The 19156-nt window shown below is 49.8% G+C and carries 18 protein-coding genes and 1 pseudogene; 11 read left to right on the forward strand and 8 right to left on the reverse strand.

The window, feature by feature from the left end; translation table 11 throughout:
• Window positions 1-5: 5 nt before the first annotated feature.
• Both DW800_RS04290 and epsC read right to left on the reverse strand, forming a co-directional pair.
• Window positions 6-1505 carry a class I SAM-dependent RNA methyltransferase gene (locus DW800_RS04290; RefSeq protein WP_016272277.1) on the reverse strand — a complete coding sequence of 500 codons (1500 nt, stop codon included), beginning with the start codon at window positions 1503-1505 and terminating at the stop codon, window positions 6-8.
• 139 nt (window positions 1506-1644) lie between these two features.
• The gene (gene epsC / locus DW800_RS04295) at window positions 1645-2544 is read right to left on the reverse strand and encodes a serine O-acetyltransferase EpsC (protein ID WP_005830965.1); all 900 of its coding nucleotides are present in this window, start codon (window positions 2542-2544) and stop codon (window positions 1645-1647) included.
• A gap of 219 nt (window positions 2545-2763) precedes the next feature.
• Here epsC and cysK point away from each other — a divergent pair, with 219 nt between their 5' ends.
• Window positions 2764-3711, forward strand: coding sequence for a cysteine synthase A (gene cysK / locus DW800_RS04300; RefSeq protein ID WP_022400956.1), 948 nt, complete (start codon window positions 2764-2766; stop codon window positions 3709-3711).
• A 63-nt stretch (window positions 3712-3774) separates the two neighbouring features.
• On the opposite strand, the gene DW800_RS04305 is transcribed toward cysK, so the two are convergent.
• Window positions 3775-4251 carry a pyridoxamine 5'-phosphate oxidase family protein gene (locus tag DW800_RS04305; RefSeq protein WP_005830961.1) on the reverse strand — a complete coding sequence of 159 codons (477 nt, stop codon included), beginning with the start codon at window positions 4249-4251 and terminating at the stop codon, window positions 3775-3777.
• Window positions 4252-4409: 158 nt separating this feature from the next.
• Window positions 4410-6554, reverse strand: coding sequence for a ribonuclease R (gene rnr / locus DW800_RS04310; protein ID WP_005830959.1), 2145 nt, complete (start codon window positions 6552-6554; stop codon window positions 4410-4412).
• A 226-nt stretch (window positions 6555-6780) separates the two neighbouring features.
• On the opposite strand from rnr, the gene DW800_RS04315 reads away from it, so the two are divergent.
• From DW800_RS04315 to DW800_RS04325, 3 genes are all read left to right on the forward strand, one after another.
• Window positions 6781-7719, forward strand: coding sequence for a cation diffusion facilitator family transporter (locus tag DW800_RS04315; protein ID WP_034523299.1), 939 nt, complete (start codon window positions 6781-6783; stop codon window positions 7717-7719).
• A gap of 61 nt (window positions 7720-7780) precedes the next feature.
• Entirely contained in the window at window positions 7781-8788 is a 1008-nt protein-coding gene (locus tag DW800_RS04320) for an NAD-dependent epimerase/dehydratase family protein (RefSeq protein ID WP_005830955.1), read from the forward strand.
• Window positions 8779-9744, forward strand: coding sequence for a phosphatase PAP2 family protein (locus DW800_RS04325; protein WP_005830954.1), 966 nt, complete (start codon window positions 8779-8781; stop codon window positions 9742-9744). Before DW800_RS04320 ends, DW800_RS04325 begins: the two co-directional genes overlap by 10 nt.
• On the opposite strand, the gene DW800_RS20020 is transcribed toward DW800_RS04325, so the two are convergent.
• The 3 genes from DW800_RS20020 to dusB form a co-directional block, all read right to left on the reverse strand.
• Window positions 9741-9866, reverse strand: a complete 126-nt coding sequence (locus tag DW800_RS20020; RefSeq protein WP_262703106.1) for a hypothetical protein — start codon at window positions 9864-9866, stop codon at window positions 9741-9743. The two genes, DW800_RS04325 and DW800_RS20020, sit on opposite strands and share 4 nt — an antisense overlap.
• A gap of 10 nt (window positions 9867-9876) precedes the next feature.
• Window positions 9877-10122, reverse strand: a complete 246-nt coding sequence (locus DW800_RS04330; RefSeq protein WP_165859886.1) for a hypothetical protein — start codon at window positions 10120-10122, stop codon at window positions 9877-9879.
• 102 nt (window positions 10123-10224) lie between these two features.
• Complete coding sequence (gene dusB, locus DW800_RS04335; protein WP_005834282.1) at window positions 10225-11205, reverse strand: tRNA dihydrouridine synthase DusB; 981 nt, start codon at window positions 11203-11205, stop codon at window positions 10225-10227.
• Between the two features lie 69 nt (window positions 11206-11274).
• Between dusB and DW800_RS04340 the strand changes: the two genes are divergently transcribed.
• From DW800_RS04340 to dprA, 3 genes are read left to right on the forward strand one after another with little or no spacing between them, the layout of a single operon-like run.
• Window positions 11275-12567 carry a peptidase U32 family protein gene (locus DW800_RS04340; protein WP_016272282.1) on the forward strand — a complete coding sequence of 431 codons (1293 nt, stop codon included), beginning with the start codon at window positions 11275-11277 and terminating at the stop codon, window positions 12565-12567.
• A 24-nt stretch (window positions 12568-12591) separates the two neighbouring features.
• Complete coding sequence (locus DW800_RS04345; RefSeq protein ID WP_005834284.1) at window positions 12592-13008, forward strand: acyl-CoA thioesterase; 417 nt, start codon at window positions 12592-12594, stop codon at window positions 13006-13008.
• Between the two features lie 11 nt (window positions 13009-13019).
• Window positions 13020-14138 (forward strand): DNA-processing protein DprA, encoded by a 1119-nt coding sequence (gene dprA / locus DW800_RS04350; RefSeq protein WP_117703898.1) that lies wholly within the window; start codon window positions 13020-13022, stop codon window positions 14136-14138.
• Window positions 14139-14157: 19 nt separating this feature from the next.
• On the opposite strand, the gene DW800_RS04355 is transcribed toward dprA, so the two are convergent.
• The gene (locus DW800_RS04355; protein WP_016272284.1) at window positions 14158-14961 is read right to left on the reverse strand and encodes a glycerophosphodiester phosphodiesterase; all 804 of its coding nucleotides are present in this window, start codon (window positions 14959-14961) and stop codon (window positions 14158-14160) included.
• Between the two features lie 536 nt (window positions 14962-15497).
• Between DW800_RS04355 and DW800_RS04360 the strand changes: the two are divergent.
• The 4 genes and pseudogenes from DW800_RS04360 to DW800_RS04375 all read left to right on the forward strand — a co-directional run.
• Window positions 15498-16013, forward strand: a pseudogene (locus DW800_RS04360) (DUF3575 domain-containing protein); the annotation flags it as partial.
• A complete protein-coding gene (locus DW800_RS04365; protein ID WP_373153572.1) occupies window positions 15989-16993 on the forward strand; it encodes a DUF5119 domain-containing protein in 1005 nt (334 codons plus the stop codon). The pseudogene DW800_RS04360 and the gene DW800_RS04365, both read left to right, overlap by 25 nt.
• A gap of 45 nt (window positions 16994-17038) precedes the next feature.
• On the forward strand, window positions 17039-18007 hold the full coding sequence (locus DW800_RS04370; protein ID WP_117703901.1) for a fimbrillin family protein: 969 nt from the start codon (window positions 17039-17041) through the stop codon (window positions 18005-18007).
• A gap of 148 nt (window positions 18008-18155) precedes the next feature.
• Window positions 18156-19019, forward strand: coding sequence for a helix-turn-helix domain-containing protein (locus DW800_RS04375; RefSeq protein WP_117703902.1), 864 nt, complete (start codon window positions 18156-18158; stop codon window positions 19017-19019).
• The last annotated feature ends 137 nt before the right edge of the window (window positions 19020-19156 follow it).

Raw genomic sequence — 19156 nt, forward strand, 5'->3', positions numbered from 1 at the left:
TCGTGTTATTCTTCTTCCTTCTTTCCCGCCTCTCTTCTTTTGCTTTCCGGGTAAGACTCACCCAACCTTGTTCTGCGTTCTCCACCGAATTCACGTCTTTCCCTCGGCTTGAACTCCCGTCTTTCCCCGTCTTTGAACTCTCTTCTTTCACGCGGACGGAATTCGCGCTTTTCGCCGTCCTTGAATTCTTTTGGTCTGCGTTCGCCGTTGAACTCGCGTCTTTCGCTACCGAATTCACGTCTCTCTCCGCTGAATCGGGGACGGAATTCGCGTCTTTCTCCGGGTTTGAACTCTTTCCGTTCCCCAGAAGCCGGACGAAATTCTTTGCGCTCCTTGCTCAACTCCTCGCCTTCGGCACGGAATTCCTTGTACTTTCCATCGAAGATTTCGTACTGGCGGAATTCGCATTCCAGCGCACCATTGAATAAAGGTATCTTGGAGGTGGCTTTTAGCCCGATTTGGTCGAAGCACTCTTCCCGGTAAGAAAGAATCCATGCGGTGTTGCCCGTAAAGGCATGTTTCAGACGCTCGCCAATCATGGAGTAAAGGCCCAGCAGGTCGTTGGTAGAGATACGCTCACCGTAGGGAGGATTGGTGATGATGATGGATTTCTCCGCAGGTTGCTCGAATTGCTGGAAAGGTTGCAGCTTCAATACCACGTCCTTGCTTACGCCGGCAGCCTTTATATTGTGTGTGGCAATTTCGTTTGCCTTCGGGCTGTTGTCGTAACCGTATATCTTATGCGTAAATTCACGTTCCTGGCTGTCGTCATTGTATATCGTGTCGAACAGCTCCTGGTCAAAATCCACCCACTTCTCGAAAGCGAACTCCTTGCGGAATACGCCCGGAGCGATGTTGCGTGCAATCAGCGCCGCTTCGATGGGAATGGTTCCCGAACCACACATCGGGTCTATCAGGTCACATTCGCCACGCCAGCCGGTCATCAATATCATGCCGGCGGCCAGCACCTCATTCAGCGGGGCCTCTACTGCTTCCTGGCGATAACCGCGGCGGTGCAGCGATTCGCCGCTGGAGTCGAGAGACAGCGTACATTTGGTTTCGGCAATGTGTATGTTCAGCAGCACGTCCGGTTTGTTGACACGCACGCCGGGACGTTCGCCGGTCTTCTCGCGGAAATAGTCCACGATGGCATCCTTCACCTTGTAGGAAACGAACTTGGAATGACGGAACTCTTCACTGAATACAACCGCGTCCACGGCAAAGGTCTTGTCCGTATCCAGATAGTCTTCCCATCGGATGGCTTTAATCTGTTCGTAAACCTCGTCGGCATCCTTGGCTGTGAAGTGTTTGATGGGTTTCAGTATCCGGATGGCTGTACGCAGGCAGAAGTTTGCCTTGTACATCATTTCCTTATCACCACTGAAAGATACCATGCGGCGGCCTATTTCTATTTCGTTGGCGCCCAGTGCAGTCAGCTCTTGTGCCAGTACCTCTTCCAGTCCTTGGAAGGTTTTGGCAATCATTTCAAAAGATTGTTCGCTCATCTATGCATTTACTTTATGTGAATCGGCAATCTGGGTAGTTGTCACTCGTTTCTCTCATTAGTGGCTGATAACCACTTAACTACTTGAACTGCTGATTTGAGTTATTTACGATTTTAATTGTTTATTGGTTGTTTGTGACTTACTTCTTGGCCTTTGTCTGTACAATCCTTGCTCCTGCGGGAACATCTTCTGTCACCCAGATATTGCCGCCTACGGTGGCTCCTTGTCCGATGGTGATGCGTCCCAATATGGTGGCGTTGGAATAGACTATCACATTGTCTTCCAGAATGGGATGGCGGGGAATACCCTTGATGGGCTTGCCGTCTTCGTCTAGCGGGAAGCTCTTGGCACCGAGGGTCACACCCTGGTACAGCTTCACGTTGTTGCCGATGATGCAGGTCTCGCCGATTACCACACCCGTACCGTGGTCGATGGTAAAATAACCACCTATTTCCGCTCCTGGATGGATATCGATTCCCGTTTCACTGTGCGCCATCTCGGTGATGATGCGGGGAATGAGGGGAACACCCAACTTGAGCAACTCGTGTGCGATGCGGTAGTTGCTGATGGCGCGGATGGCCGGATAGCAGCTGATGACTTCGCCGAACGACTGTGCGGCGGGGTCACCGTTGTAGGCGGCTTCCACATCTGTGGCGAGTGTACGTCTCATTGCCGGCAGGTTGCTGATGAACTTGGCAGCCAATAAGGCGGCTTCTTCCCGTTGGAGCTCGGTACAACAGTTGCATTCGCCGTCGCCTGCAAAGCAGAGGCCGGCAAGGATTTGCTCGGTCAGCAGGTCGAACAAGCGTTCGACATTGACACCGATATGGTAAGTCACCGTACGGCTGTTGACCGTAGAATTTCCGAAATATCCGGGGAAGATGATGGCTCGCGCCAGTTCGATGATGTCGCGCAGCACTTTTGCCGAAGGCAGCGGGTTGCCGTCCGTATGCTGGTGAAACAGTCCTTTGTATGATTCGCTTTCCGATAGCTCATCGACTGCTTGTGTCAAAATGTGGGTAAAGTTGAGTGGACTCATTATGATATCCTTAAGTTTAAAAGTGGCAACAAAGATAGGAAATACTCGTCAAATATCCTACATATCCCTCATTTATAGTACGTATTTACCATATTTGTGGTATTTTCTACGAACCAATTTTGCGCTACTTTTGTCTTGTAAGAAATAACATACCTCGTTCCACTCCGGATTGTTAGTCTTTTCCCTTAGGGGAATGAGGAATTTAAAAACAGTTGGATTATGAAGAAGATAGCAGAACGCCTTACCGACCTGGTAGGCAACACTCCCTTGCTGGAGTTGAATAATTATAACAAGAATAAGCGTCTGAAAGCCCGTGTTATCGCCAAATTGGAATATTTTAACCCCGCCGGCAGTGTGAAGGACCGCGTGGCGCTTGCCATGATAGAAGATGCCGAGGCAAAAGGGCTGTTGAAGCCCGGTGCCACCATCATCGAACCTACCAGTGGGAATACGGGCGTAGGGCTGGCTTTTGTGGCCGCTGCCAAAGGTTACAAGCTGATACTGACGATGCCCGACACAATGAGCTTGGAACGCCGCAACCTTTTGAAAGCCCTCGGTGCGGAATTGGTACTGACTCCGGGTGCCGACGGTATGAAAGGCGCCATAGCCCGTGCCGAAGAACTGAAAGCCGCCAACCCCGGCTCGCTGATTCTACAGCAATTTGACAACCCTGCCAATCCGGCAATGCACGAGCGTACTACCGGACAAGAAATCTGGCGTGATACAGACGGCCGGGTGGATATTTTCGTGGCCGGTGTAGGTACGGGAGGCACAGTGAGTGGTGTGGGTGCAGCCTTGAAAGCCAATAACCCAAAGGTAAGGATTGTGGCTGTGGAGCCCGAAGATTCTCCCGTACTTTCCGGTGGGAAGCCCGGTCCCCATAAAATACAAGGTATCGGTGCCGGATTTGTGCCGAAGAACTATAACAGTGCCGTGATAGACGAAGTGCTGCTGGTATCCAATGATGACGCCATCCGTACGGGTCGCGAACTGGCGAAGTATGAGGGACTGCTGGTCGGCATCTCTTCGGGAGCTGCCGTTGCTGCAGCTACCCGCTTGGCACGGTTGCCCGAGAATGAAGGAAAGACGATTGTAGCGCTGCTGCCCGATACGGGAGAACGGTATCTTTCGACGCTGTTGTATGCATTTGAGGAATATCCGTTGTAAAAGTAAATATTTCTGCCGGTTATCCGCTCCATCAATGTGGAGCAGGTGACCGGCAGATGGTATTTATAGTTCACTTGGTCTTAACCCGAACGATCGGCAGCTTATTTTCTCTACTTTCACTTCCCATATCTTGACATTGCGTACGGCGGGTTCGGCATATTTGCATTCATTTTCCGTATATTGCTTCATCAGCATGTCGAGTACGCGTCGCTTCTCTTCCATGTCTTCCACGAAGTGTACTTTCCCACGACAGATAACACTGCGCGACTTCATGCTGTAGCTGCATGCCACTTGCCGGTGCATATAAACCAGCTCGTGTCCTTCGCAGAAGGTGATGCAAACTTGCGGGTGCTTTGTTACCATCTCCACTTTACTGCCTTCCGGACCGGAATGCAAGTATATTACCCCGTCTTGATAGGCAAAGTTCATGGGAACCGCATATGGGTTTCCTTCAAGGTCTGTGATGCCCACTATGCAGTATGGGCATTTACGGATAATTTCCTCAATCTGTGTAGGGTCTGTAATAGTAATTGTCTTCATGTGCAAAGCCTCATCCCCGGCCCCTCTCCGAAAGAGAGGGGAGTGGGGATATTTAAATATTGTAGGGTTATTCTTTATTTCACTTCACTCAAGTTTCGCAAGTTTTCAATTCATTGCTCTCCTCTCCCCTCTCTTTCGGAGAGGGGCCGGGGGTGAGGTTACACCAGTGCAAAGTCCAGCTGCTTCTTTTCCAAGTTAGCGCGTGCCACCTTAATGGTAATGGCATCTCCCAGACTATAAATTTTATTTTTGCGGCGTCCGCGCAGGCAGTAGTTCTTTTCGTCGAATTCGTAATAGTCATCGTCGAGGTCGCGGATAGGAATCATGCCTTCGCACTTGTTCTCATTCAGCTCCACGTAGAGTCCCCATTCCGTTACGCCGGAGATGACGCCGTCGAAGGTCTGTCCCAGGCGTTCGGTCATGAATTCTACTTGCTTGTACTTGATGGAGGCGCGTTCCGCGTTGGAGGCTATCTGCTCCATGCTGCTGCTGTGTTCGCAGAGGGCTTCGTATTTCTGTTCGGACACGGTGCGGCCTCCCTGGTCCAAGTACTTGGTGAGCAGACGGTGTACCATCATATCCGGATAGCGGCGGATGGGCGAGGTGAAATGGGTATAGTAATCGAAAGCCAAACCATAGTGCCCCACGTTATGCACGGAGTAGCGTGCCTTCTGCATGGCGCGGATGGAGACGGTTTCAATCAAGTTCTCCTCCTTCTTGCCCTGGATGTCGTCCAGCAGGTGGTTGATGGACTTGGAGATGTCGGTCTTTGTACCGCTGGTACGCAGCTTGTAGCCGAAACGGGCGATGAACTGTGCCAGGTTGTCCAGCTTCTCCGGGTCGGGGAGGTCGTGAATACGGTATGGCAACACTTTGGCTTTCTTGCCTTTGGGCACGCGGCCTATCTTTTCGGCTACGGTGCGGTTGGCAAGCAGCATGAACTCCTCTATCAGCTTGTTGGCATCTTTCGACTCCTTGAAGTAGACGCTGACGGGTTTGCCCTTCTCGTCAATTTCGAACTTCACTTCGTAGCGGTCGAAGTTGATGGCTCCTGCCTTAAAGCGGTTCTCACGCAGTATTTTGGCAAGCTTATCCAGTTGGAGCACCTCTTCCTGGAAGTCTCCTTTGCCGGTTTCTATAATCTCCTGGGCTTCTTCGTAGGTGAAGCGGCGGTCGCTCTTGATGACGGTATGTACCACGCGTGAGTTCTTCACTTCGCCTTTTTCCGTCATTTCAAAGATGACGGAGTAGGCAAGCTTCTCTTCGTCGGGGCGGAGTGAACAGATGAAATTACACAACCGTTCGGGGAGCATTGGGATGGTGCGGTCTACGAGGTAGACGGATGTGGCACGCTTCTCGGCTTCCTTGTCTATGATGCCGCCCTCTTTCACGTAGTGGGTCACGTCGGCAATGTGTACGCCTACTTCCCAAAGTCCCCCTTTCAGTTTGCGGATGGAGAGGGCGTCGTCGAAGTCCTTGGCATCCTTGGGGTCGATGGTGAAGGTGGTCACACCCCGGAAGTCCTCACGTCGGGCTATTTCCTCGGCGGAGATTTCGGCGGGTATCTTGTCGGCAGCTTTCTCTACGGCAGCGGGGTAGACATAGGGCAGGCCGAATTCCGCCAGGATGGCGTGCATCTCGGTGGTATTGTCTCCTGCGCGCCCCAGGATGTCGATTACCTGGCCGATGGGGTTCTTGGCTTTGTCGGGCCATTCCACCACCTTTACGATGGCTTTGTCGCCCGTCTTGCCGCCTTTCAACTTTTCTTTGGGGATGAAGATGTCGTTGGCAAGCGTACGGTTTTCCGTTACAAGGAAAGCGTATGACTTGGCAACTTCCAGGGTACCCACGAAGGTGTCGTTGGCACGTTCCAGTATCTCGATGACTTCTCCTTCGGCTTCGCGTCCGCGACGCTTGGCATAGAAGGCGATACGCACTTTATCATTGTTCATGGCGTGTGCCGAGTTGCGTTCGGCCACGAATATCGGTTCGCCTCCACCTTCCGGTATAAAGGAATTCTTGCCGTTGCTCTTGCGCTGGAAGGTTCCGGTCATTTCCACGCCGTGGTTGTTCAGCTTGTATTTGTGCTTGTCCACTTCTGTGATGTAGTCGTCCATCGACAGTTCGGACAAGATGTCCATGCACAGCATCTTCAGCGGATGTGTGGTGAGGTGGAGTTGTTCAAAGATGTATTTCAGGGATAATACTTCGTCTTGCTTTGTGTGGAAGAATTCCAGCAGTACTTTGACGAGCTCTTTCTTCTTCATGCGTTTGCCGGCTTTCTTTTCTTTCTTTTTGGCCATAATGTTATGATGTATTTTATGTATAAATAGAGATTCTGTGTCAATCTGTGTAATCTGTGGTGATTACCTCTTGCAAAGTAAACAAATAAATACGTTCCTTCGTTCACTCAGACTTCAAAATATTATCATTCTATTGAAAATAATGAAGGAACGACAGATTGTAATGGATTTATGTACTATATTTGCACACAAAGTGAAGATAGGCTGTACCTTAGACGAAAAGCAGATGGAAATGCAAACTCTGAACAAAAAAGCAGATGCCACACGGGAAAAAGACATTTACCGGGTGACGGTTGTGGGAAGTGTGGTAAACTTTCTCTTGCTTGTCTTCAAATTCTTTGCAGGTATTGTAGGTCACAGTGCCGCCATGCTGGCGGATGCGGTACATTCTTTGTCGGATTTCATTACAGATATTATTGTCATTGTTTTTGTGCGCATTTCGGCAAAGCCCGAAGATGAAGGACACGATTACGGTCATGGCAAGTACGAGACGCTGGCAACTGCCATTATCGGTATTTTTCTGTTGTTTGTGGGATTCGGCATTTTCTGGAACGGGGCTTCCTCCATTTACCGCTTCCTGCAAGGCGGCTCTCTGCAGGAACCCGGTATACTGGCACTGGTGGCTGCATTGGTATCCATCGTTTTCAAGGAAGTGCTTTATCAATATACCGTATTCAAGGGCAGGAAGTTGAATTCGCAGGCGGTTGTTGCCAATGCCTGGCATCACCGGAGTGACGCGTTTTCGTCCATAGGCACGGCAGCGGGTATAGGTGGCGCCATTCTTTTGGGTGACCATTGGCGGGTGCTGGACCCGGTGGCAGCGGTTATTGTCAGCTTCTTCATTATGAAGGTGGCTGTGCAGTTGTTGATACCGTGTGTGGACGAACTGTTGGAGAAATCATTGCCTGCCGAGGTGGAGGATGAGATACTGAAGACGATTCTCTCTTTTCCCGGTATCAGCTCGCCGCATCACCTTCGTACGCGCCGCATCGGCAGTTATTGTGCCATCGAGGTGCATGTGCGTATGGATGGCAGCATCTCGCTGGAGGAAGCCCACGAGACGGCAACGGCGGTGGAGAACAAGCTGAAAAGGCAGTTCGGCAAAGGAACACTGGTCAGCATCCATGTGGAGCCGGTGAAGAAGAGTAACGAGGCGACAGAGTAACACAAGGAGCGTCAAGGTGACGGACCGGATGAAAAGTAATTAGTAATTTGTAACAGAAGAAGTGGAATCGATTTTAATTACAGGAGCAAGCGGATTTATCGGAAGTTTCATCGTGGAGGAGGCGTTGAAGCGCAAGTTCGGTGTGTGGGCGGGTGTACGTTCGTCCAGCAGCCGCGAGTATCTGCGTGACCGCAAGATACATTTCCTCGAACTGGACTTTGCGCACCCCAATGAACTGAGGGCACAACTCTCGGGACATAAAGGGACCTACAATAAGTTTGATTATATTGTCCATTGTGCCGGTGTGACGAAGTGTGTGGACAAGAACGAATTCGATTTGGTGAATTATCTGCAGACCAAATACTTCATCGATACGCTGAGGGAGCTGAACATGATTCCCAAGCAGTTTATCTTCATCAGTACGCTGAGTGTGTTCGGCCCGGTACGCGAGAGGACCTACGACCCGATTATGGAGAGTGACCCCCCTTCACCCAATACCGCCTACGGACTCAGTAAACTGAAAACAGAACTTTATTTGCAGAGTATTCCGGGTTTCCCCTACGTCATCTACCGGCCGACGGGTGTATACGGGCCGCGTGAGAAGGATTATTACCTCATGGCGAAGTCCATCCGGCAGCATACGGACTTTTCTGTAGGCTTCTGCCGCCAGGACTTGACGTTTGTATATGTAAAGGACATCGTGCAGGCTGTCTTCCTCGGGATAGAGAAGCAGGTGTCCCGCCGCGCCTATTTCCTGGCTGACGGGAAGGTGTATAGCAGCCGTGCTTTTTCCGATTTGATAAGGAAAGAATTGGGCAATCCGTTTGTTATTCGCCTGAGATGTCCGTTAATTGTATTGAAAGTCGTATCTTTGCTCGCTGAATTCTGGGCGAAGCGGCAGAACAAGACCAGCACGCTCAATTCGGACAAGTATAGAATAATGAAACAACGCAACTGGCAGTGTGACATCACACCGGCCGTCGAGGAACTGGGCTTCAGTCCTGAGTACGACCTGGAACGGGGTGTAAAGGAAACCATTGCCTGGTATAAGGATAAGGGATGGCTTTAGATTTATTTAAAAGGGTAGAAACCCGTAAGGGGCTTTTTGCGGTAGAGAAGATTACGCTGATATACAATTTGCTGACTTCCATTCTCATTCTGTTTCTTTTTCAGGAAATGGATCATCCGGTGCAGATGCTTGCAGACCGTGTTGTCATTGCGGGTATGACGTTCCTGCTGATGTATCTTTACCGGCTGGCACCCTGCAAGTTCTCTGCCTTTGTGCGCATAGCCATCCAGATGTCACTGCTTTCCTATTGGTATCCCGACACCTTTGAGTTCAACCGGATATTCCCCAATCTCGACCACGTGTTCGCGTCGGTGGAGCAGTGGATGTTTGGCGGACAGCCTGCTGTATGGTTCTGTGAAAGGTTTCCGCAGATGTGGGTGAGCGAGCCGTTCAATATGGGATACTTCTTCTATTATCCGATGATTCTGCTGGTGGTGGTGTGGTATTTCCTTTATCGTTTCGACCTTTTCGAGAAGGTTTCGTTCGTCATCGTCACCGCTTTCTTCATCTATTACCTTATTTATATCTTCGTCCCCGTTGCCGGGCCGCAGTTCTACTTCCCCGCCATTGGAAGCGACCATGTGGCGCAAGGTATCTTCCCGTCCATCGGTGACTATTTCCATCACCATCAGGAACTTCTTCCCGGTCCGGGCTATGAGCACGGCTTCTTCTACAACCTGGTGGAGAGTTCCCAGCAGGTGGGTGAGCGCCCCACGGCTGCTTTTCCCAGTTCGCACGTCGGAATGTCTACGGTACTGATGATTATGGCATGGCGTGGCAGCAAGCGTCTGTTTGCCTGCTTGTTTCCTTTCTATCTGCTGTTGTGCGGGGCTACGGTCTATATCCAGGCACATTACCTGATAGACTCTATCGTGGGTTTCGTATCGGCTTTCGGCATTTATATCCTGGCCACGTGGATGTTCAAGCGATGGTTTGCGCAGCCGATGTTCCGCTAGTCGGGCACGGTGATTATCTTTCCACTGTCTGTGGGCAATACCAATGTACGCGGATAAACTTCTGCCGGAAGTGAATGCTGGAAGTTTACGATGAGCTGTTTGAGTAGTTCTTTCTTTTTCATAAAGACATATTTATGGGATTCTTTCTTTCTTGGAAAGACGAATATAGGGACTTGTTTCTTTCTGCCAAAGAAACAATGTTTTTTTTCTTGCCTCCTTGTTGGTAAGGTTTTGCCTTCCCATTGGCAAGGCTTTGCCACCGCGTTGGCAAAACTTTGCCATAGGCATGGCAAAAGTTTGCCAAGGGCAAGGCAAGTGGTTGGCAAAATTTCTTGCTGACAGACAGTGAGTTATGCGGATGGCAACAAAGCGTGTCATCTGCGTCTGAATGGCCTCCCTTTCAGAAGCTATTCAAGAAGGGGCGTGAGGATGATTGCTCAAGTGTCGGACTCGATGGTAAAAATCGTATGCGGTTTTCTCCTATGGCAGCAACGGTTCTATCTCTTCGAAGATGCGGTACAGTTCCTCCTTCGTTTCTGCCCGCAGCATGGCTATCCGGGTGTCGCGGAAATTGGGAATCCCTTTGAAGAGCGGGCTTGCTGCCAGGTGGCGGCGCACGTGCAGTATGCCTCGTCGCTCATCCAGCAGGTTGACGCTGTCTTCCACTTCCTGGCGGAGTACGTTCAGCCGCCATTCGGAACTCAGCGGAGGGAGTTCTTCGCCCGTCTCCAAATAATGCTTCACTTCCTTAAAGAACCACGGGCGGCCGAAGCTGGCACGGCCTATCATGATGGCGTCCACACCGTAGAGGTCGAAGCATTCTTTGGCCCGTTGGGGAGTGGTGATATCACCGTTGCCGATGATGGGAATGTGCATGCGTGGGTTCTTTTTCACCTCGCCGATAAGTGTCCAGTCCGCCTCGCCGGTATACATCTGGGCGCGGGTACGGCCGTGGATGGTGAGGGCGGCAATGCCGCAGTCCTGCAACTGCTCGGCAAGGTCTACGATGATTTTACTGTTGGCATCCCAGCCCAGGCGGGTCTTCACGGTGACGGGAATCTTCACGGCATCTACCACGGCACGAGTGATTTCCAGCATCAGCGGAATGTTCTGTAGCATACCGGCACCGGCACCCTTGCCGGCAACGCGCTTCACGGGGCAGCCGAAGTTGATGTCCAGCGTGTCCGGATGTGCCTGCTCCACAATGCGGGCGGCTTCTACCATGGTGGCGGTGTCCCGTCCGTATATCTGTATGGCTACGGGCCGCTCTTCATCGCTGATATTCAGCTTCTGCTGGGTCTTGCCTACGGAGCGTATCAAGGCATCGGCAGAAACGAACTCGGTATATACCATGTCTGCTCCGAAGTGCTTGCACATCAGGCGGAAAGCAGGATCGGTAACATCCTCCATCGGGGCGAGGAATACGGGGCGTGGACCCAGGTCTATATCTTTAATCTTCATAATCTAAGCGGATTTGTCCGCAAAAGTACAGAAAAAAGCCTACCTTTGCATACTCTAATTCAAAAAGAAATGATGAAACACTCAATCAGTGACTTCGAAATCATGGCACCGGTAGGCTCGCGCGAATCTCTTGCAGCAGCCATACAAGCTGGTGCCGACTCCATCTACTTCGGTATAGAGAACCTGAACATGCGTGCCCGTTCGGCAAATACCTTCACTATCGACGATTTGCGGGAAATAGCCCGGACGTGCGACGAACATGGCATGAAGAGCTACCTCACCGTCAATACCATTATATACGACCATGACATTCCGCTGATGCGTACCATTGTAGATGCGGCAAAGGCGGCAGGCATCTCGGCAGTCATTGCCGCTGATGTGGCAGTGATGAGCTATGCCCGGCAGATAGGGCAGGAGGTACACCTCAGCACACAGCTCAACATCAGCAACGTGGAAGCCCTGCGCTTCTATGCACAGTTTGCCGATGTGGTGGTGCTGGCGCGTGAGCTGAATTTGGAGCAGGTGGCAGAAATCTACCGACATATCCGTGAGGAGAATATCTGCGGTCCCAGTGGAGAGCAGATACGTATAGAGATGTTCTGTCACGGTGCGCTTTGCATGGCAGTCAGCGGAAAGTGTTATCTCTCATTGCATGAAATGAACCACTCCGCCAACCGCGGTGCCTGCATGCAGGTATGCCGCCGTAGTTATACGGTGCGCGACAAGGAGACGAATGTGGAATTGGAGGTGGACAACCAATACATCATGTCCCCCAAAGACTTAAAAACTATCCACTTCATGAACAAGATGCTGGATGCAGGTGTTCGTGTTTTCAAAATAGAAGGACGTGCCCGCGGACCCGAGTACGTGCGCACGGTAGTGGAGTGTTACAAAGAAGCCATCCGTTCCTATCTGGACGATACATTCACCGATGAGAAGATTGCCCGGTGGGACGAACGTTTGAAGACGGTCTTCAATCGTGGTTTCTGGGACGGCTACTACCTGGGACAACGCTTGGGCGAATGGACCAAGAACTACGGCTCTGCCGCTACGGAACGTAAAATCTATGTGGGTAAGGGCATCCGCTACTTCTCAAACATCGGTGTGGCAGAGTTCCTGGTAGAAGCAGCCGAAGTGAGCGTAGGCGACAAGTTGCTGATTACGGGTCCCACAACGGGTGCCGAATTCGTCACTTTGGACGAGGCACGCGTCGATTTGAAACCCGTGCAGACTGTAAAGAAAGGCCAGCATTTCTCGATGAAATCGGTGAAAATACGTCCCAGTGACAAACTCTACAAGCTGGTCAGCGTAGAGGAACTGAAGAAGTTCAAAGGCTTGGATGTGGAGAAACAACGTGGCTAAGTATCAAATAGTCCAATAGTAAATATGAATTATATCTATGAACTTCCCATGAAGGTGCGCGACTATGAATGCGACCTGCAAGGCATCGTCAATAATGCCAATTATCAGCATTATCTGGAGCATACGCGCCATGAGTTTCTGTTGAGTGCCGGCGTCAGCTTTGCCGGACTGCACGAGCAGGGGGTAGACCCGGTAGTGGCACGTATCAATATGGCTTTCAAGACTCCCCTGAGGAGTGGTGACGAGTTTGTCTCCAAACTCTACATGAAGAAGGAGGGTATCAAGTACGTCTTTTACCAAGATATCTTCCGTGCTTCCGACGGCAAAGTCTGTCTCAAAGGCATAGTTGAAACCGTATGTGTGGTGAACGGGCGGTTAAGCGATAGCGAACTGTTCGACCGTCTCTTTGCCCCTTATCTCAATCCGTGTGAATCTGTGTAATCTGTGGTGGAATGAACAGTGACGAACGGATTTGCAGCATAGCTCTCACACTTTGCCCCGGTATAGGACATATCGGGGCAAAGCGTTTAATAGAGGGTATGGGCAGTGCTGCCGAAGTATTCAGTCGGCGGAAGGAGCTCCCCGAAATCATGCCCGGTGTGAATCCGGGGGTAGTGACGGCTCTTGATTGTCCCGCTGCCTTTCTGCGTGCCGAGCAGGAGATGGAGTTTGTAGAGAAGAATCGTCTTTCCTGCCTGACGTTGAAGGATGAGGCTTACCCTTCCCGCTTGCGCGAATGTGAGGATGCGCCGATTGTACTTTTCTTTAAAGGAAACACCGATTTCAACCGCCTGCATGTCATCGATATGGTAGGTACACGCCGTGCCACCGATTACGGCAAGCAATTCTGTGCCGACTTCCTGCGCGATTTGGCCGTTCTTTGTCCCGATGTGCTGGTAGTAAGCGGACTGGCTTACGGGATAGATATCCATGCCCATCAGGCCGCTTTGGCAAATCATCTCCCTACCGTTGCTGTCCTTGCTCACGGACTGGACCGCATCTATCCGTATGTACACCGGAAAACAGCCATCGACATGCTGGCACAAGGCGGACTGTTGACCGAATTCCTTACCGGGACGAATCCGGACAAGCATAATTTCGTCAGCCGCAACCGTATTGTGGCGGGTATGAGTGATGCTACCATTGTGGTGGAGTCTGCCGCAAAGGGAGGTTCCCTTATCACTGCAGAGTTGGCGGAGGGATACCATCGTGACTGCTTTGCCGTTCCGGGGCGTGTTACGGACGAATCTTCCATCGGTTGCAACCGGTTGATACGCGACAACAAGGCCGCCCTTATCCAAAATGCGGAAGAGTTTGTGCAGATTATGGGCTGGGCCGTAGCGGAGCAGCCTGCCCGGACAGAAGGTATTCAGCGTAATCTTTTCCCGGAACTGACGGAAGAGGAGGAGCTTGTTGTACGCATCCTTATGCGGCAAGGAGACCTCCATATCAATGCGATGGTGGTGGAAGCGGATATACCCGTCAACCGGATGAGTGCCTTGCTTTTTGAATTGGAGATGAAAGGAGTGGTCAAGGCAATGGTGGGCGGTGTCTATCATTTGCTGACCTGAGCGCGGCAGGTCTCTTGCCTTATATGGACGGTTGCCCGTATTTCATGATGAACTTTTCCGGATGGTCCGTCGCTATGATGTCTACCCCCAGGTCGACCGCCTTCTGGTTCTCTTCCGTCTTGTCGTCCAGCCCCAGGACAAGTGCCAGTACCTGTAGGTTGTGCTCACGGCATTTCTTTACGAATTGCGGGGTAAGGGAGTCAATCCAGACGACAGCGATGTCGGGATGCAGTTCCTTTACGACATGCTCTATGTCCTTTTCACTTTTGATGTAGGCTTGCAGGGTTCTTACCTCGGGTGCCATCTTTCTGAAGCATTTGGCATGATACTCCTTGCTGAAGGTGAAGTTGCAGTTTTCCAGCATGCCTTCGTCCTTTATCAGATTCAGTAATTGGTGCAGACCGCCGTTGCGGTAGTCGATGGTGATTCTTAAACCGTGCTCTTTGGCCTTGCGTAGCAGGTCGGTAAGGCGTAGTACCCGTTGTCCGGCAAATCGGGGCGCAAACCAAGAGCCGGCATCCAGTGTGTCGATGTCGGTGGACAGCCATTGGGAGATGGCGCCGGTACCGTTGGTGGTACGGTCGAGGGTGGAATCGTGCAGTACGTAGAAGACACTGTCCTTACTGATGCAGACATCGCATTCTATATTGCCTACACCGTATTTGATGCACGAATCTACGGATGCCATTGTGTTTTCGGGAGCGATGGTGGCGGCACCACGGTGTGCGCTGGTCAGGGGTATCTTGGTGGTGGCGGCAGGCCGTTGGGAACATCCTGCGGTAAGTAGGATTATGGAAAGCAATGCGAGTACCGGTTTTTTCATAATGGGCTCAAGTGGTGATGTTTTCTTCTTTAACAGTTATAAAAGCCATCAAAGATAGCTATTTTTTGTCATTCGGAGAAACGTATGGGCATAAAAAAAGGAGTACCGCTGTACTCCAACCTTTGTTAACCTTAAATCTAATACTATGAAAAAAATCACATTACAAATGTAAGGTTCCCGTTGTTATCTTCCAAATTTCAGAATGTTCCTGCTACTTCTTTTGTATTTCTTTCACTGAATTTTACTGTTTTCGCACACGGATTGACTTTTTGAGAGAGAAGAATCTATTCACAGCGTCCCGGATAAGGCAGAAGTTGCAAATCTGTTTCAATCGTTTCACAGAACCTTTCAGCCTTTGAAAAGAGTGATGGAAAGTGATTTTTATTCGGTAATTATCTTCTACTTTTGTTTGTATACAACGCGAAATTATGGGAAAACGCATTTTTATATATGTCCTTTGGCTACTCCTTTTTTGTATGATGTCGGGGCAGGTAATAGGGCAGAATAAGTCGGCAGAATCCCATAGCCATACTTGTAAAACGGTGCTGGCGTTAAAAAATAATTTGCTTTACGACCTGGCCTTGGCTCCGAACATAGAAGTGGAGCTGCCATTGGGAAAGAGGTGGTCTTTGAATGTTGAGTACAAATGCCCTTGGTGGTCTGACAGCGGATGTAATTTCTGCTATCAGCTCCTTTCGGGAGGGACAGAGGCGCGTTACTGGTTGGGAAACCGCCATACGCGCGGAAGATTGTCCGGACACTTCCTGGGAGCATATGCCGAAGGAGGTACCTATGATTTTCAGTTGAAAAAGGAGAAGGGATACCGGGGGAAGTATTACGCAGCTGCAGGAATAACTTATGGATACGTGCGTCCACTGGCTCGGCATCTGGCGATTGAATTCAGTGTGGGCATTGGATACTTGGATACGGAGTACAGGAAATATACTTCTTATGGAAATGACTTGGTTTGGGTCAGCAGTGGAAAGTATCACTTTATCGGGCCGACAAAAGCAAAAGTTTCTTTGGTGTGGCTTCTAACGTCGGGGAGATGAGTGGTATGAAAGATGCACGGCATATGATTCTCTGGCTGTTCTTCGGGCTGTTGCCAATGCTGGGAAGCTGTGACTTCCGCGATATGCTGGATGATTATCCCGTTAGCGGAGTACAGATTAAACTGGATTGGAAAGGGGTGACGGATAAGCTGCCGCAGACCATGCGGATTATCTTCTATCCGAAAGATACTCAGGGGAGAAAGGTTGAAAGTTATCTGCCTGCCGGAGGGGGTGAGGTGAAGGTACCGCCGGGGAAGTATGCGGTGGTGGCCTATAACTTCAATACGGAGAGTATACAGATACGGGGCGACGAGAGTTATGAGACGATTGAGGCTTTTACGGGACACTGTACGGGGCTGGATGTACACGAAGATATGGTTTGGTCGCCCGACCCTTTGTATGTGGTGGCTTTGGACGAGGTGGAAATAAGGCAGAGTGATGTGGCGCTTCCGTTGAACTGGAAGCCGGAAGCGGTAGTGGACCATTATTCCTTTGATATAAAGGTGGAAGGATGGGATAGAATATCGAGCATCATCTGCCATGTGGACGGCTTGAACGGAAGTTACTTTATAGGCAACCGTGCTTGCCATTTGAGCGAGGTACCTATATGTGTGGATACAAAGCGTGAAAACGGGCTTTTATGGGGGTATTTCTCCAGTTTTGTATTATTGAAAGATGCCAAGACCCGTGCGGATAGTCCTATGTTGCTGACACTGAAGATTGTGAAACGAGATAAAACGGTTCAAGAGGTGAAGGTGGATATCACGGAAGTGATTGAAACAGCTCCTCCCTCGGGAGGAGGCGAAGAAGAACCTGATGTGGGCGTTCCTGGGTCGGAAATCCATATCGAGGTTCCCGTACCGGAGGACAAGGTTGTGGTGGATGATTTGGAACCGGGAACCGATGAAGGAGATGGAGGGATTGGTGGCGATGTGGATGATTGGGATGATGAGACGGATGTGGAGCTACCGGTGAATTGATAGCAAACAGACAAATAAATATATTAACTTTAATAACAGACAATTATGAAGAAGGTTTTATTTTTGGCTTTGGCTGCAGCAGCAGTAATGAGTTGCTCGGAAAGTGAGGAGATAGAGAATGCCGGACAAAAGGCAGAGATTAAATTGGGAACAGTAGTGGGTAACACTACGAGAGCCACAGTGACTGATTTGCCGGAATTGCAGAAGGTAGGGTTCACTGTGTATGCTTATAATACGGGAGCGACAGCAATGGCCTCCGTTGCGACTTTTGATGCGATGAAGGAATTCATGACAGATGTTAAAGTAACCTATAGTGCTCCCAACTGGAGTTTGACTGGGGGAACATATTATTGGCCAATGACGGATAACTTGCAGTTCTTTGCTTACGGGAATCCGGGTACCGGAGCCTTGACGTACAATCAACCGGCTGCTGGTGCTATATATCCTTCCATTACTTATACGGTAGCAGATGTAGCTGCCCAAACGGACTTGGTAGCCGCGAAAGTGACGGATGCAACCAAGGCATCAAATGCCAGTGGGGTATCTTTGAAATTCGGCCATATACTGACCCAAATAAATTTCACTGTCAAGGCAGCCGACGCTTTGACTTATAAACTGAAAACACTTACAATATCCGGCGTGCACAATAAGGGAACTTATGGTTTTGATGATTCAACATGGAAGTCACAAGAAGGAACAGCCACTTATGCGCATACGATTGCCGGCAGTGCATTGGAAGTGAATACAACGGGTGTGGAAATGAATGCAGCCTGGATGTTGATGCCCCAGACGTTGGATACGAATGCCAAAATCAATGTTGTCTATGACATCTATGAGAAAGACGTTCTTCTTGATACTGTAACTTCCGCCATTGACTTGGATGGTACACAAGCCTGGGGTGAAGGCAAAAAGATACGTTATACGCTGACGCTGGCCAATAAGGCGGCAAAAGTAACCTTTGTACCTGAAGTTGGTCCATGGAGTACGGCTGATGATACGAACGTGGAAAAATAAAACGGCACTGTCCGCAATAAAAAACTGAATTACTTCTATTTTATTCATTCCCCGAAACTTCTTTATGAAAGTTTTCGGGGAATGTTTCTTTTATGAGTATTATTTATCTATTTTTGTCACTGCAACAAACAAACAAATCTACTTGCCGATGCCCAACTCTTCTGCTTGCAGAGGTAAAAAACAATGCGCTCAATGTCCCAAGGCTGTGGACAATGCAATAATATATGCTTCCCACCTCAGAGGATTCCATCTGCCGGCGCGAAAGTGTGAGGAAAATATTATAATTTTCCTGCTGAAAGGAGAAGTGCTTGTCAACAGTAAGGAGTATGCGGGAACTGTGTTGCATGCAGGTGAGTTCATCCTTCAAGCTATTGGTTCCAAGTACGAAATACTTGCCATGACGGATGTGGAATGCGTTTGTTACCGGTTCAGTAAGCCTGAATTCTTCTGTGAGGACCGGTATAACCATATTATGAAAGAGGTTACCCCTCCATTGATATTCTATCCTTTGACCATTACTCCCGAGTTGCAGCTCTTTCTGGAAAGTTCCAAGGCCTATTTGTCCGAGGAGAAGATTTGCCGGGAAATGCTTTGTTTCAAACGGAAAGAACTTGCTTTCATTCTTGGAAATTACTACTCCGACTATGAGCTTTCCATGCTGATACATTCTCTTGCCCAGTATACTAATTCCTTTCACTACTTTGTCTTGCAGAATCATGCCAAAGTCAAGACGGTAGAGGAACTTGCCCAGTTGGGAGGATATACAGTAGCTACTTTCCGGCGTATATTCAATTCTGTTTTTCATCAACCGGTGTACGAGTGGATGATGGAACGGAGGAAGGAAAGCGTGGTTTATGAACTTCGTTATACGGATGCTTCTATATCAGAGATTTGCTATAAATATGGCTTTGAATCGCTGCCTCATTTTTCCAATTTCTGCAAAAAGAATTTCGGGGCTTCTCCCCGTAGCTTGCGTGCCGGCAATTTATCTGAAGTAAACGGCATGTCATAAAAAAACTCCTCCGGCGGTTTCCCGGCAGAGGAGTCTCTTGTGATATTAATCAAATATAGTGAAAGCTGAGTGATAAATCTGAGCTTGCTCAAAAGGTTTATCCGAAGCGCATCCTATATTATTTGCAGAAAGACCGG

It is taken from the genome of Bacteroides sp. AM32-11AC (assembly GCF_003603515.1).
Classification (GTDB): Bacteria; Bacteroidota; Bacteroidia; order Bacteroidales; family Bacteroidaceae; genus Bacteroides; species Bacteroides uniformis.